Source organism: Janthinobacterium sp. EB271-G4-7A (assembly GCF_020858075.1).
Classification (GTDB): Bacteria; Pseudomonadota; Gammaproteobacteria; order Burkholderiales; family Burkholderiaceae_D; genus Janthinobacterium; species Janthinobacterium lividum.
Window position 1 is genome coordinate 164,651 of the sequence record NZ_JACYMI010000005.1, and the last position, 15,915, is coordinate 180,565.

Annotated in this window: 16 protein-coding genes; all 16 read right to left on the bottom strand. The window is 61.2% G+C overall.

The annotated features are described in order from the left end of the window. Window positions 1–37 precede the first annotated feature (37 nt). The 16 genes from IGS58_RS25610 to IGS58_RS25685 all read right to left on the bottom strand — a co-directional run bounded on the left by IGS58_RS25610 (window position 38) and on the right by IGS58_RS25685 (window position 15,875). The gene (locus tag IGS58_RS25610) at window positions 38–484 is read right to left on the bottom strand and encodes a PaaI family thioesterase (RefSeq protein ID WP_230523036.1); all 447 of its coding nucleotides are present in this window, start codon (window positions 482–484) and stop codon (window positions 38–40) included. Between the two features lie 62 nt (window positions 485–546). Beyond that, entirely contained in the window at window positions 547–2,946 is a 2,400-nt protein-coding gene (locus tag IGS58_RS25615) for a 3-hydroxyacyl-CoA dehydrogenase/enoyl-CoA hydratase family protein (protein ID WP_070257699.1), read from the bottom strand. A 14-nt stretch (window positions 2,947–2,960) separates the two neighbouring features. After that, window positions 2,961–4,751 (bottom strand): acyl-CoA dehydrogenase C-terminal domain-containing protein, encoded by a 1,791-nt coding sequence (locus IGS58_RS25620; protein ID WP_034753387.1) that lies wholly within the window; start codon window positions 4,749–4,751, stop codon window positions 2,961–2,963. Between the two features lie 77 nt (window positions 4,752–4,828). After that, window positions 4,829–5,431: a TetR/AcrR family transcriptional regulator gene (locus IGS58_RS25625; RefSeq protein ID WP_034753385.1), complete on the bottom strand. Its 603-nt coding sequence runs from the start codon at window positions 5,429–5,431 to the stop codon at window positions 4,829–4,831. A gap of 258 nt (window positions 5,432–5,689) precedes the next feature. Beyond that, a complete protein-coding gene (locus tag IGS58_RS25630; protein WP_034778428.1) occupies window positions 5,690–6,079 on the bottom strand; it encodes an RNA-binding S4 domain-containing protein in 390 nt (129 codons plus the stop codon). Then, window positions 6,076–7,239, bottom strand: coding sequence for a cardiolipin synthase ClsB (gene clsB, locus IGS58_RS25635; RefSeq protein ID WP_034778426.1), 1,164 nt, complete (start codon window positions 7,237–7,239; stop codon window positions 6,076–6,078). The genes IGS58_RS25630 and clsB overlap by 4 nt, the downstream gene beginning before the upstream one ends. A 9-nt stretch (window positions 7,240–7,248) precedes the next feature. Next, complete coding sequence (locus IGS58_RS25640) at window positions 7,249–8,070, bottom strand: endonuclease/exonuclease/phosphatase family protein (protein WP_034778424.1); 822 nt, start codon at window positions 8,068–8,070, stop codon at window positions 7,249–7,251. 72 nt (window positions 8,071–8,142) lie between these two features. Beyond that, a complete protein-coding gene (locus IGS58_RS25645) occupies window positions 8,143–8,436 on the bottom strand; it encodes a hypothetical protein (RefSeq protein ID WP_070257698.1) in 294 nt (97 codons plus the stop codon). Window positions 8,437–8,455: 19 nt separating this feature from the next. Further along, the gene (gene nudB / locus IGS58_RS25650) at window positions 8,456–8,920 is read right to left on the bottom strand and encodes a dihydroneopterin triphosphate diphosphatase (RefSeq protein WP_070257697.1); all 465 of its coding nucleotides are present in this window, start codon (window positions 8,918–8,920) and stop codon (window positions 8,456–8,458) included. An 87-nt stretch (window positions 8,921–9,007) separates the two neighbouring features. Beyond that, entirely contained in the window at window positions 9,008–10,810 is a 1,803-nt protein-coding gene (gene aspS, locus IGS58_RS25655) for an aspartate--tRNA ligase (RefSeq protein WP_071653294.1), read from the bottom strand. Between the two features lie 63 nt (window positions 10,811–10,873). Further along, the gene (locus IGS58_RS25660; RefSeq protein ID WP_034778417.1) at window positions 10,874–11,515 is read right to left on the bottom strand and encodes a DUF502 domain-containing protein; all 642 of its coding nucleotides are present in this window, start codon (window positions 11,513–11,515) and stop codon (window positions 10,874–10,876) included. Between the two features lie 40 nt (window positions 11,516–11,555). Then, on the bottom strand, window positions 11,556–11,858 hold the full coding sequence (locus IGS58_RS25665) for an FmdB family zinc ribbon protein (protein WP_230523037.1): 303 nt from the start codon (window positions 11,856–11,858) through the stop codon (window positions 11,556–11,558). A 79-nt stretch (window positions 11,859–11,937) separates the two neighbouring features. Further along, window positions 11,938–12,540, bottom strand: coding sequence for a methyltransferase (locus IGS58_RS25670; protein WP_230523038.1), 603 nt, complete (start codon window positions 12,538–12,540; stop codon window positions 11,938–11,940). 19 nt (window positions 12,541–12,559) lie between these two features. Next, a complete protein-coding gene (ubiB, locus tag IGS58_RS25675; RefSeq protein WP_034778413.1) occupies window positions 12,560–14,131 on the bottom strand; it encodes a ubiquinone biosynthesis regulatory protein kinase UbiB in 1,572 nt (523 codons plus the stop codon). Beyond that, window positions 14,128–14,766, bottom strand: a complete 639-nt coding sequence (locus IGS58_RS25680; protein WP_230523039.1) for a ubiquinone biosynthesis accessory factor UbiJ — start codon at window positions 14,764–14,766, stop codon at window positions 14,128–14,130. The genes ubiB and IGS58_RS25680 overlap by 4 nt, the downstream gene beginning before the upstream one ends. 152 nt (window positions 14,767–14,918) lie before the next feature. Further along, window positions 14,919–15,875 carry a Tim44 domain-containing protein gene (locus tag IGS58_RS25685; protein WP_230523040.1) on the bottom strand — a complete coding sequence of 319 codons (957 nt, stop codon included), beginning with the start codon at window positions 15,873–15,875 and terminating at the stop codon, window positions 14,919–14,921. Window positions 15,876–15,915: the final 40 nt, after the last annotated feature.

Sequence of the window (15,915 nt, forward strand, 5' to 3'; positions counted from 1 at the left end):
CGAGGTTCGTGTTCTGTCGAATGTCCGGGGTAGAGGCTTATCGCTTCTGCGACAAATACCAGTCCACCGTCACCTGTGCCGCCAGCGTGCCTTCGGCGTCGAAAATATCGACTTCCACCGGAAACGCCACCTTGCCATCCTGCGCCAGCTGCGCCTTCAAGGCAGCCAGGTCGCCCGGTACCCGGCCTTCGGCGCGCGTCGCGCCTTTGGCCACCTTCTGGTACTGGATGCGCGACTCCTTGGCCACCGGGCGCAAGCCCAGTATCAGCTCGGCGAAGCCGCCAGCCATGGCCGCGCCGGAAGCCGTTTCGGCCAGGGTGAACAAGGCACCCGCATGCTGCGTGCCCAGGTGATTATTCAGTTTTGGATCTTCCGGCATCGACACCTTCGAGGTGCCGGCGCCGATGTCGTCGATGCTGATCCCCAGCAGCCGCACGAAGGGCAAGGTGTCCATCATCTGTTGTTTGATACGGTCATACACCATGCTTGGCCTCACGCGCAGTAATACTTTAAATACAAACGGCAGGATCTTCATCGACGCTGTGCTTAGTTGCGTACCGGCTTACCGGTCTGCATCATGCCCATGATCCGTTCCTGGGTTTTCGGATGGTTCAACAGCTCCAGGAATGCCTTGCGTTCCATATCCAGCAGCCACTGTTCGCTGACGAAACTGCCCTGGTCCACGTCGCCGCCCGATACGATCTCGGCGATCATCTCGCCCAGCTTGAAATCGTGCGCCGAAATGAAGCCGCCGTCGCGCATGTTGACCAGCTGCGCCTTGATGGTGCCCCAACCGTAACGGCCCGTCACCTGGATCAGCGATGGCAACGCTGGACGGAAGCCCGCGTCGAACATGGCGCGCGCTTCGACCTTGGCCACGTGCAGCAGCTCGTAGGCGTTGAACACGATCACGTCGTCTTCCTTCAGGTAGCCCATTTTTTTGGCTTCCAGTGCCGATTTCGACACGTTGGCGGTGGCCGCATTGGTGAAGCCCGTTTTCAGGAATTGCAGGATGTCGTTGCCCTTGGCTTCCTTGTAGGCGCGCTGCGCCGCTTCCTTCAAGCCGCCGCCGGCTGGAATCAGGCCCACGCCCACTTCCACCAGGCCGATGTACGATTCGATCGAGGCCACGCGCTTCGACGCATGCAGCGCCAGCTCACAACCGCCGCCCAGTGCCAGGCCGGCGACCGCGGCGATCACCGGCACGTTCGCGTATTTCAGCGACATGAAGGTGTTCTGCAGTTCGGCGATGATCGGATCGACGGCTTTCACGCCGCCTTGCATGAATGCCGGCAGGGCCGATTGCAGGTCGGCGCCGGCCGAGAAGGCACCGCCTTCGGCTGCGTCTGCGTGCCAGATCACCAGACCCTTGAAGTTCTTTTCCGCTTCGGCCAGCGCCAGTTTCAGACCGTTGATCACGCCTTCGCCGATCACATGCATCTTCGTCTTGAACGAGATGATCAGCACATCGTCGCCCGTATGCCAGACGCGCACGGATTCGTCTTCGAAGACGGTGGTACCGGCCGTCTTGCCGTCGATGGCACCGCTGCCCAGGACGGGCGCGCGGAATGGCTGGCGGTCATACACGGACAGGGTCGAACGCGGCACGAAGCTGTTCGACACGGCGGAGTACGAACCTTCCGGCGTGTGCACGCCGCCTTTTTCAGCGACCGGACCTTCGAAGACCCAGGCTGGCAGCGGTGCATTGCACAGCGCGTGGCCGGCGTCGATATCTTCCTTGACCCAGTTGGCCACCTGCAGCCAGTTCGATGCCTGCCACGTTTCAAACGGACCGACGTTCCAGCCGAAGCCCCAGCGCATGGCGAAGTCGATGTCGCGCGCATTGTCGGCCACGGTGTCCAGATGGATGGCGATGTAGTGGAAAGCGTCGCGGAAGATCGCCCACAGGAACTGGCCTTGCGGATTCGTCGATTCGCGCAGCGCCTTCATCTTCTTGACCGGATCCTTTTCCTTCAGGATGCGGGCGATGATGTCGGCCGCCTTGGCGCCGCCGGCCACGTATTCACCGGTGGCGAAGTCCAGACGCTGGATCTCCTTGCCGACTTTCTTGTAGAAGCCCGCGCCGCTCTTCTGGCCCAGCGCGCCTTTTTCCACCAGCTGCGCCAGCACGGCCGGCGTCTTGTAAACGGCAGCGAACGGGTCGTTCGGCAGGTAATCCTGCATGGTCTTGATCACATGGCCCATGGTGTCCAGGCCGACCACGTCCGCCGTGCGGAAGGTACCCGACTTGGCGCGGCCCAACTTGGCGCCGGTCAGATCATCGACGACGTCCACGGACAGTCCGAATTTTTCGGCTTCGTGCACAATGGCCAGGATGCCGAACACGCCAACGCGGTTGGCGATGAAGTTCGGCGTATCCTTGGCGCGGACCACGCCCTTGCCCAGGGTGGTGGTCAGGAAACCTTCCAGCTGATCGCTGATCTCGGGCTTGGTGAACTCGGTCGGGATGATCTCGACCAGGTGCATATAGCGCGGCGGGTTGAAGAAGTGCACGCCGCAGTAGCGCGATTTCAGGTCGGCGTCGAAGCCTTCGGCCAGCTTGGTGATCGACAGGCCCGAGGTATTCGAGGCGAAGATCGCGTTCGGGCCGATGTGCGGTGCGACCTTTTGATACAGGTCGTGTTTCCAGTCCATGCGCTCGGCGATGGCTTCGATGATCAGGTCGCAACCGGCCAGCAAGTCCAGGTTGTCTTCGTAGTTGGCCACCTGGATCAGCGCGGCGTCATCCTTGTTGCCCAGCGGCGCAGGCGACAGTTTTTTCAGGTTCTCGATGGCGCGCAGCACGATGCCATTCTTTGGACCTTCTTTTGCCGGCAGGTCGAACAGCACGACCGGCACTTTCGCGTTGATGCAGTGGGCGGCGATCTGCGCGCCCATCACGCCGGCGCCGAGGACGGCTACTTTTTTAACGATGAAATTGGTCATATTTTCCTCAAGTCTTAGAACAGGTCTGCGTCGAGTGCCATCAGGTTGGCCGAACCGGAACGCGCCTGACGGATCAGGGTTGCCGTTTCAGGCTGCAAGCGGGCGAAGTAGAAACGTGCGGTAGCCAGTTTGGCGGTGTAGAACTTGTCGCCGCTGGATTCTTTTTCGAGGGCGATCTTGGCCATCTGCGCGAACAGGTAGCTGTAGATCATGTGGCCGACGACACGCAGGTAAGGCACGCATGCCGCGCCCACTTCGTCCGGATTCTGGAAGGCCTTCATGCCGATTTCCATGGTCAGCTTGGTGACTTTGTCGCCCAGGTCGCCCAGTGGGGTGACAAATTCGCTCATCGCTTCATCGGTGCCGTTGTCTTCGACAAAAGCCTTGATCTTTTCGCCGAACTTGCGCAGCTTGGCGCCGTTATCACCGAGGATCTTGCGGCCCAACAGGTCCAGCGACTGGATCGTGTTCGTGCCTTCGTAGATCATGTTGATGCGCGCGTCGCGCACATACTGCTCCATGCCCCATTCCGAGATGTAGCCGTGGCCGCCGAACACTTGCATCGCATCCGAAGTGGCGATCCAGGCGTTATCGGTGATGAAGGCCTTGATGACGGGCGTCAGCAGCGCTACTTCGTCGGCCGCTTCCTTGCGCACGTCGGCGTCAGGGTGGTGCAGTTCGCGGTCGATCTGCAGCGCCACGTAGGAAGTGAAAGCGCGCGCGCCTTCGGCGTAGGCTTTGCCCGTCAACAGCATGCGGCGCACGTCAGGGTGCACGATGATGCGGTCGGCCGGCAGTTCCGGGTTCTTGATGCCGGACAGCGAACGCATTTGCGTGCGGTCCTTGGCGTAGATCAGCGCGTTCTGGTAAGCGATTTCCGTCAGGCCCAGCGACTGCATGCCCACGCCCAGGCGGGCCGCGTTCATGAAGACGAACATGGCGTTGAGACCCTTGTTCGGCTGGCCGATGATCCAGCCTTTCGCGCCGTCCAGGTTCATCTGGCAAGTCGAATTGCCGTGGATGCCCATTTTTTCTTCGATGGCGCCGCAGGTGATCGGGTTGCGCTCACCGACCGTGCCGTCCGCGTTCGGCAGGAATTTCGGCACCAGGAACAGCGAGATGCCTTTCGAGCCTTCCGGTGCGTCCGGTACGCGGGCCAGCACCAGGTGCAGGATGTTTTCCGCCATGTCGTGCTCGCCGGCCGAGATGAAGATCTTGTTGCCGGTGATGGTCCAGGAACCGTCCGCCTCAGGCAGCGCTTTCGAGCGCAGCAGGCCCAGGTCCGTGCCGCAGTGCGGTTCGGTCAGGCACATGGTGCCCGTCCATTCGCCCGACACCAGCTTCGGCAGATACACTTCCTTCTGGTGGTCGGTGCCGTGCTCCTTCAGGCACTCGTAGGCGCCGTGCGACAGGCCAGGGTACATGGACCAGGCCTGGTTCGACGAGTTCAGCATTTCATAGAACGAATTGTTCAGCACGACAGGCAAGCCCTGGCCGCCGTATTCCGGATCGCACGCCAAGGCCGCCCAGCCGCCTTCAACGTACTGCTTGTAGGCTTCCTTGAAACCTTTCGGCGTGGTCACGCTTTTCGTGACGGGGTCGTGGTGGCAGCCCTCGCGGTCGCCGGAGTGGTTCAGCGGGAACAATACTTCGGAGGTGAATTTGCCGCCCTCTTCCAGCACCTGGTTGATGATGTCGGCGTCGACGTCGGCGTACGATGGCATTTGCTTCAGTTCTTCTTCCACTTGCAGGAACTCATGCAGGACGAATTGCATATCCCGGATTGGCGCGACGTATTGACCCATAATTTTCTCCTGAAGGCGATTAGCTAAAGTGTTGTACTTGTAGTGCGTGTGCGTTATTGCGGATACTGCCTGACGGCTTATTTGCTTGTGACGGAATTCTGGTACGACGCCAGCAGGCGGATAAAGCCCGCTTGCGCCCGTTCGATGCTGCCCGGCACGCGCAGGAAACGCGCGTCGTGATGCAGGGCCAGGATCAGGCCATACATCTCGTACACCAGCTGCTGGGCGTCCGTGTCCGCTTTCAGGTCGCCCGTGGCGATCGATTGCTCGACACAGCGCAGCAGCGCACCCTGCCAGGCCCGCACCATGGCCACGAGGGCTTCGCGGATGGGGCCCGGACGGTCGTCATACTCGACGGCGCCGCTGATATAGATGCAGCCGGAAGCGATTTCCACGCTGACCCGCTTGACCCAGCGCGCAAACATCGATTGCAGGCGCTGGATGCCGCGTGGTTCTTTCATGCTGGGGAAAAAGACTTCTTGCTCGAAACGATAGTGATAGAGCTTCAGCACTTCCATCTGCAAGTCTTCGCGCGAGCCAAAGTGGGCAAACACGCCCGACTTGCTCATGTTCATTTTGTCCGCAAGCAGCCCGATGGTCAGGCCTTCCAGGCCGTCGCGGCTGGACAGGTCCAGCGCCACGTCGAGGATGGCTGCACGGGTCAGTTCGCCCTTGCGCATGAATTTGACTGAAGTATTCAAGAGTACCGTTCTAAAAGTGATGTTGCCGATTTGGCGGACTGAAGCGAGAGTAAAAAAAAGCACGCTCCGAAAAAATCCGAACGCTCGTACTATTATCCACTACCACGTAAAAGTCAAACGGGAACTTTAGAGCCGGCGTTCTATTGGTGCAGCGCAGCATTCTAAAGCCGCGTGTTTCTATTGATTTCAGGCAGGCAAAAGCGTCGCGCGCCCTTGCCTGCCCACAACAGACGAACCTCAGGAAAGGTCGCCTGCCTTGCTCAGTTGACGACGGTCGCGCTTGGTCGGCCGCCCCTTGATGGTGGTGCCCGGCTCGCGGAACAGCTTGCGCTCCTCGGCCAGTTGCTCGCGGCGGGCGATGCTGGCCGGCGTTTCGCCATACAGCAAGCGTGCCACGGGGGCCGCGCCGCGCTTGTCGGACAGGCCCAGCACGGCCACTTCCCACGTCTCCGCGCCATTATCGATGGCCAGCTCGTCGCCCACGCGCACGCTGCGCGCCGGTTTGACGCGCTCGCCGCCCACTTTGACCTTGCCCGTGTCGACGGCTTCGCTGGCCAGCGAGCGCGTCTTGAAGAAGCGCGCCGCCCACAGCCATTTGTCCAGCCTTACCGTTGTCATCTCGTTCATGCGTACTTGCCTACTGAAAAAATGCGCATCACCAGCCGGTACACGAGAAATGCGGCTTCATAGCCGATGCGCTGGAAACGCCCGATGTGCTTGAAATCATCCTGGTGAATGACGATGCCGTCGGCCACGCCCTGCTCGATGTGCTGGCGCAGGCTTTGCGCGAACGCCACGTCCTTGATCACCACGTTCGCTTCCTGGTTCAGGAACAGGCTCAGCGCGTCAATATTGCTGGAACCCACCGTCGCCCAGTCATCGTCGACGACGGCCACCTTGGCGTGCAGCTGCGTCTTGCGGTATTCGACGATCTTGACGCCGGCGGCCAGCAGTTTCGGGTAAAACGAGTGCGCCACGGCATCTTGCATGCGGAATTCGCCCACGCCGATCAACAGGACCACGTCCACGCCCCGCAGGGCCGCCTGGGCCAGGGCGTGGCGCAGCTTGTGCCCGGGCGCGAAATACGGGTTGGCCAGCATCACGCTCTTGCGTGCCTGTCCCAGCGCCTGCAAATAGGCGCGCTGGATGGTGCGGCGGTTGCGCAGGTTGTCGCGCACGACAAAACCGGCCACGACGGGGTTCTTCGCCAGCTCCTTGCTAACGACGCGCATCTTGCGGTACAGCTTGATACGCCGCACCAGGTTCATCTTGCCCAGCCTCGCCCACTGCGCCTGCACCTCCTCGTGGATGGCGTCGACCAGCGGGCCCTTCACCTGGACGGCGAAATCCCAGCGCGGCGCTGCCAGGCTGATGTTGTGGTCGTAGTCGCAAAACATGTCGTCGTTGATATTGATGCCGCCCACCAGGGCGATCTCGCCATCGGCCACGCAAATCTTGCGGTGCGTGCGCGTGATGCCGCGCCGGAACCACGGATTGAAGATGCGGTGGTGCACGCCAGCCGCTTCCAGCTGCGCATGCATGGCCTTGACCCGGCGGTTGCCCGTGCCGAACCAGTCCGTGATCATGCACACCAGCACGCCGCGCGCGGCGGCACGTTTGAGCGCATCGAGCACCAGGGTGCCCGTGGCGTCGTCGGCAAAGATATACGTTTCGAAATAGACTTCCGAGCGCGCGCCGTCGATGGCGGCAATCAGCGCGGGGAAATAATCGGTGCCGCAATACAGCAGCTTGATGTCATTGTGGGCGATGAAATTGACTGTGCGCATGCTGGCAGTCTACGCGAGTTTCAAAGCGGCAACGATCGGCGCGTGGTCCGACAGTTTTGCCCACAGGGTGCCATGCATCACTTGCGCGCCTTCCACGTGGAAACCGCGCACATAGATGCGGTCCAGGCGGAACCACGGCAAGGCGGCGGGAAAGGTGCGCGCCGGCACGGGGATCGGCGTCTTCGTCTGGCGCCGCGCCAGGGTGCGCACCAGGTCGCCCAGGGCCGAATTCGACGCGCGCTGGTCGAATACTTCCACCACGCCGAGCGCATTGCGCAGCTTGTCGCTGAGCGTGTTGCGCCAGTCGTTGAAATCGCCGGCAATGATGACGGGTTCGCCATTCGGCGCCGATTCCATGACGGCATCGATCAGCGCCTGCGTCTGGCGGCCCCGTCCCGATTCGAACAGGCCCAAGTGGACGACGTAGCAGTGCACGTCCGCCTGCGGCGTCTTGAGCACGCAATGCAGGATGCCGCGCTGTTCATAGGCATGGTCGGACACATCGTGGTTGGTTTGCGAGGCGATGGGGAATTTGCTCAGCAAGGCGTTGCCATGGTGGCCATGGTCATACACGGCATTCATGCCGTAGGCGGAATGGTGCTCGGCGCCGGCAAAGAACTCATGCTGCGACGCTTCCGGCCAATGCTTGTGGCCGTTTTTCTCGGCGCCAAAGCGGGCCGCATTGCGGTCGTGCTTGCCTTGCACTTCCTGCAAAAAGACGACATCGGCATGGAACAGGGCAATCGCCTGCTTCAAGGCATGCACGCGGGGCAAGCCCCGCACGGAGGAGACGCCCTTGTGTATATTATAAGTTGCTACGCGGATTTTCATGCCTTGATTCTACTCCCTGACAGGCCCCGCGCGGCGCCGGCGTAGGTGCGCGTGCGCACCTACCACGCACAATCAGGCCAGCATGCGTCCCACGCCCGCCGTCACGCTGACGATCAGCGCGGTAATGCCGGCCGCCCAGACAATCTTGACCAGCAAGGGCGCGCCGCGCCAGGCCACGGTGCGCTTGCCCTTGGCAAACGCACCCGGGTGCAGCAGCCAGCCGATCGCCATCAGCGGCATGCCGATCGGTGGCGTGCGGCCGGGCACGGTGGAGCCAAACAGCAGAAAGATAAAGCACAGGCAAAAAACGATGCCCAGGGTGCCCAGCAGTTTTTGCTGCGTCGTCAAATGTAACCAGTTCAACATGGAATGCTTTCTAGGAAAATCAGGTGGGGCGCGCCAGGCCCGTCATGGCCGGCAATTGCAAAATCGCTTCCGCGTTGGACGACGAGAAACAGCGGTCGGCCGCCGCCAGGTAGGGCAGCCACGCGTACTGCAAGTGTTCGCGGGGACTCAAGGTGATGGCGATGTCGCGCGGCACTTGCACGCTGAACACGTGTTCCGTGTTGCGCGTCACGCCAGGCGCATAGCGGTGGCGCCAGATCGGATAGATCTCGTACACATTCGACAAGTTCCAGTCGCGCAGCACGATGTCGCGCCCATCGGCAACGATGCCGGTTTCCTCGCACAATTCGCGCGCGGCCGTCTGCAGCAGCGGTTCGTCGACGGCATCGACGGAACCCGTCACCGATTGCCAGAAACCGGGCTGGCCCGCGCGCTCGATCAGCAAGACATCAAGGTCAGCCGTATGGATGACGACCAGCACGGAAACGGGAATTTTATGGCTCATATCAAGAATGAAAAAGGCGCCTCGCAGCGCCTTTTTTGCCTCAGCAAGTAAAAATGGTAGCGGCCGCATGAACGGCCGCCTTGGCCATTACGCTACTTTTGGCTCGGTGCTGCGCAAGCGGATGTGCAGTTCGCGCAATTGTTTCTCGTCCACTTCCGACGGCGCATGGGTCAGCAAGTCTTGCGCGCGTTGGGTTTTCGGGAAGGCGATCACGTCGCGGATCGATTCGGAACCCGTCATCATGGTCACGATACGGTCCAGGCCGAATGCCAGGCCGCCATGCGGTGGCGCGCCATATTGCAGGGCATCGAGCAGGAAGCCGAATTTCAGCTGTGCTTCTTCGGCATCGATCTTCAGTGCACGGAAGACCTTGCTTTGTACTTCTTCGCGGTGGATACGGATCGAACCGCCACCCAGTTCCCAGCCGTTCAAGACCATGTCGTAAGCCTTGGCGATGCAGGCGCCCGGATCGCTTTCCAGCATGTCTTCATGGCCGTCTTTCGGCGCCGTGAATGGATGGTGGGTCGCCGTCCAGCGGTCCGCTTCTTCGTCGTGCTCGAACATCGGGAAGTCGACCACCCACAATGGCTTCCACACGTCTTCGAACAGGCCGGCTTTCTTGCCGAACTCGCTGTGGCCGATCTTCACGCGCAGCGCGCCGATGGCGTCGTTGACGACCTTGGCCTTGTCCGCGCCGAAGAAGATCAGGTCGCCGTCTTGCGCGCCCGTCTGCTCGAGGATCGTGGCAAGCACATCGGCAGGCAGGAACTTGACGATCGGCGACTGCAAGCCTTCAGGACCCTTGGCTTTCTCGTTGACCTTGATGTAAGCGAGGCCCTTGGCGCCGTAGATGGCGACGAACTGGGTGTAGGCGTCGATTTCCGAACGGGGCATGCTGCCGCCTTGCGGTACGCGCAGGGCAACCACGCGGCCGCCTTTCATGTTCGCGGCGCCGTTGAAGACCTTGAATTCGACCGACTTCATGACTTCGGTCAAGTCCGTGAAGGCCAGCTTGACGCGCATGTCCGGCTTGTCGGAACCATACAGGCCCATCGCTTCGGCGAAATCCATCACCGGGAACGGGTTCGGCAGGTCGATGTCCAGGGTGTTCTTGAAGACGACGCGGATCATGTCTTCGAACAGGTCGCGGATTTCCTGTTCCGTCAGGAACGAGGTTTCGCAGTCGATCTGCGTGAATTCAGGCTGGCGGTCAGCGCGCAAGTCTTCGTCGCGGAAGCACTTGGTGATCTGGTAGTAACGGTCGAAGTTGGCAACCATCAACAGTTGCTTGAACAACTGTGGCGATTGCGGCAAGGCGAAGAAGCTGCCCGCGTTGACACGCGACGGCACCAGGTAATCGCGCGCGCCTTCTGGCGTCGACTTGGTCAGCATCGGCGTTTCGATGTCGATGAAGCCCAGCGCATCGAGGTACTTGCGCACTTCCATCGTCACCTTGTAGCGCAGGCGCAGGTTGTTCTGCATTTGCGGGCGGCGCAGGTCCAGCACGCGGTGCGTCAGACGCGTCGTTTCCGACAAGTTGTCGTCGTCCAGCTGGAACGGCACGGGCACGGAAGGGTTCAGCACTTCCAGTTCCGAGCAGACCACTTCGATCTTGCCCGATTTCAGGTTGTTGTTGATGGTGCCTTCGATACGGTTGGTCACGACGCCCGTTACGCGCAGGCAGAATTCGTTGCGCACGGCTTCGGCGACCTTGAACATCTCCGCTTGTTCCGGGTTGCAGACGATTTGCACCAGGCCTTCACGGTCGCGCAAGTCGATGAAAATCAGGCTGCCGTGGTCGCGGCGGCGATGTACCCAGCCGCACAGGCTGACGGTTTGTCCCAGCATGGCTTCGGTAACGAGGCCGCAGTATTCAGTACGCATAGACATAAAATTCTCAGTTCAGGTTAGTGAGTGTTCAATCCGGCCACGTCCCGCATGGGACGCCTGCCTTTATTCTTTGGCTGCCGGGGCCGGTACAGCAACAACTTCCGCAGGCGCCACCACGCCCATCGAGACAATATATTTGAGCGCCGCATCGACGCTCATGTCGAGTTCGACGACATCGCTGCGCTTCATCATCAGGAAAAAGCCCGATGTCGGATTCGGCGTCGTCGGCACATACACGCTGACAAAGTCACCCACCAGGTGGTTCGCCGCATCGCCGCCCGGCACGCCGGTAAGGAAAGCGATGGTCCAGGAGTTCTGGTGCGGATATGGCACCAGCACGGCCTTGCGGAAGGCATTGCCCGACGGGGAAAACAGGGTATCCGACACTTGCTTGACGCTCGAATACAGGGAATTGACGATGGGTATGCGTTGCAGCAATTTCTCCCACAGTTTCACCACGTAATTGCCGACCAGGTTATTCGTCAGCAAACCCGTGAAGAACACGATCAGCACCGTCAATACCGTGCCCAGGCCGGGAATGGTACTCAGCGCGGGAATCTTGTGGCCGAACCATACGCTGGGCTGCGTACTGCCGGGCACCAGCAACAGCGACTGGTCCATCGTGCTGATCACCAGATTCAGGACCCAGGCGGTAATGGCCAGGGGAACCAAAATCAGCAATCCGGTAATAAAGTATTTACGCATCAGTTTCTCGGTAATGGATCGTATCGGCGCGGCGCGCTTTTCAGTCCGCTTTCGGCGCAGTGGCAGCCGGGGCAGGCGCAGCAGCAGGCGCGCTCTCGGCAGCCGGGGCGGGCTTGGCGCCATCGGCGGGGCCCGTTGGAATGGCCGTGGTGGGCGCCGTGCCGCCGCGGAAATCGGTCGCGTACCAGCCAGTGCCCTTCAATTGGAAACCGGCGGCCGTCAATTGTTTCTTGAAACTGGGCTTGCCGCACGACAGGCACACCGTCAGTACTGGATCGGAGATCTTTTGCAAGACATCCTTGGCAAAACCACACTCGTCACAACGGTAAGCGTAAATCGGCATCTCTACTCCGAGAAAATCATCAAAAACCCTGAATTATAAAGCTTTTCCTTTGTCCCCAGCGGAAAATGCCCCGCCCGCCTCACTCCGCCCGGCGGCGCCAGCTCATCCAGCGCTCCTTGCCGGCGAAGACGGCAATGGAATCGTCCACGGCTTCGTCGGCCAGGCAGTCGAAATGCGGCGCCAGCAATTCCTGCAGTGTCTCACGCGATATGCCAAATGGCGGCCCCTTGACATTGTCATCAAAGAAAAAGTAACCGGCCAGCATGGCGCCCGGCGCCAGCAGCTGCGCCCAGCGGGCCGCCACCTGCGGCCACATGGCGCGCGGCATGGCGCACAGGAAGGCCCGTTCATAGATCAGGTCCAAGGGCGCCTCGGGTTCCCAGGCAAAGAAATCCGCTTCCACCACCTGCCCTGCCCGCGCACCGACGACAGCGCGCGCGGCGGCCACGGCGGCCGGCGAAAAGTCGATGGCCGTGGCATCCCAGCCGTGATCCAGCATGAAGACCAGTTCATAGGCCGAGCCGCAGCCAGGAATCAGGCAGCGCAGCGGCGCCGGGCTGCCTGCAACAAAGCTGCGCAGGCGCAACGGCACGCCGCCCTGGTCCCACGGCGTGAATTGCTTCTCGAAACGCTCGTCCCAGAAGGCGGGCGACAGCGGATCGCGGGTGGTGAAGTCAGCCATCACTTGCGTCCTCAGGCCGTTAAAACGGCAGTTGATGCCAGCGCATGAACACTTGCAAGCCCAGCGCGCCGAGGGCGAAGGCGCCCACGAAGTACACGATAAAGCTCAGCAATCGATTCGTCTGGCGTTGCTCCGCCAGCAAGGTTTTCATCAGTTCCACCTCGTTTTCGCGCGGCTCGCCATGCACCGTCAAGGCCTGGTGCAGCAAGCGCGGCAATTGCGGGAAGATGTGCGCATAACGGGGCGCCTCTGCGCGCAGGCGCTCCATGAAGCCTTGCGGCCCCACCTGGTTGCTCATCCATCTTTCCAGATACGGCTTGGCCGTTTGCCACAGGTCCAGTTCCGGGTCCAGCTGGCGGCCCAGGCCTTCGATATTGAGCAGGGTCTTTTGCAGCAGCACCAGTTGCGGCTGCACTTCCACGTTGAAGCGGCGCGAAGTCTGGAACAGTCGCAGCAAAACTTGTCCGAAAGAAATATCCTTCAGCGGACGGTCGAAGATCGGCTCGCAGCAGGCGCGCACGGCCGCTTCCAGCTCATCGACACGCGTGTCTTTCGGCGCCCAGCCCGATTCGATATGCGCCTCGGCCACGCGCTTGTAGTCGCGGCGGAAGAAGGCGAGGAAGTTTTGCGACAGATAATCCTTGTCGTAGTCGTTCAACGTTCCCACGATGCCGAAGTCGAGCGCGATATAGCGGCCGAACGATTCGGGCGCGATCGATACAAGAATATTCCCCGGGTGCATGTCCGCATGGAAAAAGCCGTCGCGGAACACTTGCGTGAAGAAAATTTCCACACCATCGCTGGAGAGCTTGCGCAAATCCACGCCGGCCGCCACCAGGCGCTCGGTCTGCGACACGGGAATCCCATACATGCGCTCCATGACGATGACGCTGCTGGAGCAATAATCCCAGTGCATTTCCGGCACCAGCAGCAATTCCGAGTTGGCGAAATTGCGGCGCAACTGGCTGGCGTTGGCCGCCTCGCGCATCAGGTCCAGCTCGTCGTGCAGGTATTTGTCGAACTCGCCCACCACTTCCTTGGGTTTCAGGCGCTTGCTGTCGGCCCACAGGCGGCTGGTCCAGTCGGCGGCGATGTGCATCAGGGCCACGTCTTCGTCGATCAGCTTTTTCATGCCTGGACGCAAAACCTTCACGGCCACTTCGCGGCCATCTTTCAAGGTGGCGAAGTGCACCTGGGCAATCGAGGCGGATGCCACCGGTTCGCGCTCGAAGCTGGCAAACAGCTGATCCGGGTGCGCGCCGAGGGACTTGGTGATCTGCGCGATGGCCAGGTCGGAATCAAACGGCGGCACCCGGTCTTGCAGGCGTGCCAGCTCTTCGGCGATGTCGAGCGGCATCAGGTCGCGCCGGGTCGACAGCACCTGGCCGAATTTGACGAAAATCGGACCCAGCTCTTCCAGCGCCAGGCGCAGGCGCAAGCCCCGTGGCGACGACAGGTCGCGCCAGAAAATCAGGGTGTCGATCAATTTGGCGGTGCGGGGAACTTGCAGACCAGAAATCGCTATCTCATCCAGACCGTACTTGATGGAAACACGGATGATTTTAAACAGGCGCAGGAATTTCAATATCATGTAGACAAATCCGGTGAGGAAGACTGCGGCTGGACGGCGGCGGCCGCCTTTTCCAGCCGGGCAAGGCGCTTGGCCAGGCGTTCGACGTCATCGCGCACGCGCGTCACGCCAGCGGAATACTCTTGCAAGGTAGAAGGACGGATCAGCATGGGCTGTTCGTCGAGAAAATATTCGGCCACGTTTTCCGCCAGTTTTTGCTGGCCCGTGCGCACAAAGGCGGCGGCATCCCTGGCACCGGCAACCAGGCGCGTTGCCAGCATGGGTCCCACGACCTTTTCCAGGTCGTGCTCCGCTTCCCAGCGCAAGCCCTTGCTCAATTGCGAAATCGCATTGGCAAACTCGGCATCGCCTTCGATCTTGACGTAGGAAAACGCCCGCTCGCGGTTTTGCAGGATCAGCGGCACATCGGACAATTTCACGCGGATGGTGACGCTGGCCGGCATATCGGCCGGCGCCGCCTCCAGCATGCCTGCGCTGTCGACGCGCAGGCGCAAGGCCACGGCGCCCGTGTCGATACAGGCCAGCTTGCCAGCGTGCACGGCCAGCTGCTGGCGCGCCCACGGTTCTTGCGCCAGCAAATGGTTAATTGTCGCGATGACGGGCGTCATCAGGGAGAGATCGGGAAGTGGTGCCATCTATATACAGCGCGCCAGGCGCGCCCCTAAAAAGAAAAAACCGCCCGTAAAACAACGTGGGCGGTTTCGATCTTACCAGTTCAGCAGGAAATATCTGTTAAGCATCATGCATTCCGCATGGACTTAAGCCATTATTCAGCAAGTTTTTACAATTAATTCAATTGCTGGATGCCTGCCAAGACCCAGCCGCTATTGCCGCTGACGGGTTTCGACATATTCCATACTTCCGCGAACGGTTCCGCTGCCGCGCCAGGCGCCGAACGGATCAGGCCAGTAAACTTCACGCTGGCCAGGTAATCGTTGACGCTCGTCTCGATGCCCAGCAGTTCGGCATCGATGGTGACGACATCGGTAAAGTCCGGCTGCGCGCCCCGTTCCTGGATTTGCATGCGCAGTTCCGCATACACTTCCGGCGATGTGAATTCGCGGATATCGTTGACGTCCGCCTTGTCCCAGGCCGCTTGCAGGCGAATGAAATTGCTTTTCGCGTGACGCAGGAAGGCATCCTTGTCGAAGTCGCCTGGCACGCCCCATGGCGCGGCGGCCGGTGCCGGGACCGGGACCGGCTTGTCCAGGCCTACGCCGGACGAGACAGGCTGCAGCGGCGGCAGCGGTGGAATGCGCGACCCGATGTCAGGCACGTTGCCGGCTGGCGCAGGCTGGCTGCCGCCAAAACCCGCGAACGGCGCATTGCCGCCAGCATTGTTGTCGCGCTTGCCGCGCACCATGCGGTAGATGAAGAACGCCACGCCGGCCAGCAAGGCCACCATCAGCAGGGTGCTGATCATGCTGGCCAGGGCGCCGCCCAGGCCAAAATGCGACAGCAGCGCGCCCAGGCCCAGGCCCAGCAAGGCGCCGCCCAGCAAACCCTTCCAGCGGCTCGGCGCCTTGGCGGCAGGCGCCGGCGCGGGGGCCGGCGCAGGTTGCGCCTGGCGTGGCGCGGCGGCCGGTGCCGGCGTTGGCGCCGGTGCGGGCGCCTGGCGGCCCACGTTTTGCGACTGGCGGCCAAACGAACGGCCACCGCCCATGGGACGGGCCAGCGCCTCGCCCAGCATGGATACCGTGGTCGCGGCCAACATCATGCCGACCATAAATTTCTTCAATTTCATTCCATCTCCTAAAATCACCGGCTTGGTGAGTTACAGCTTG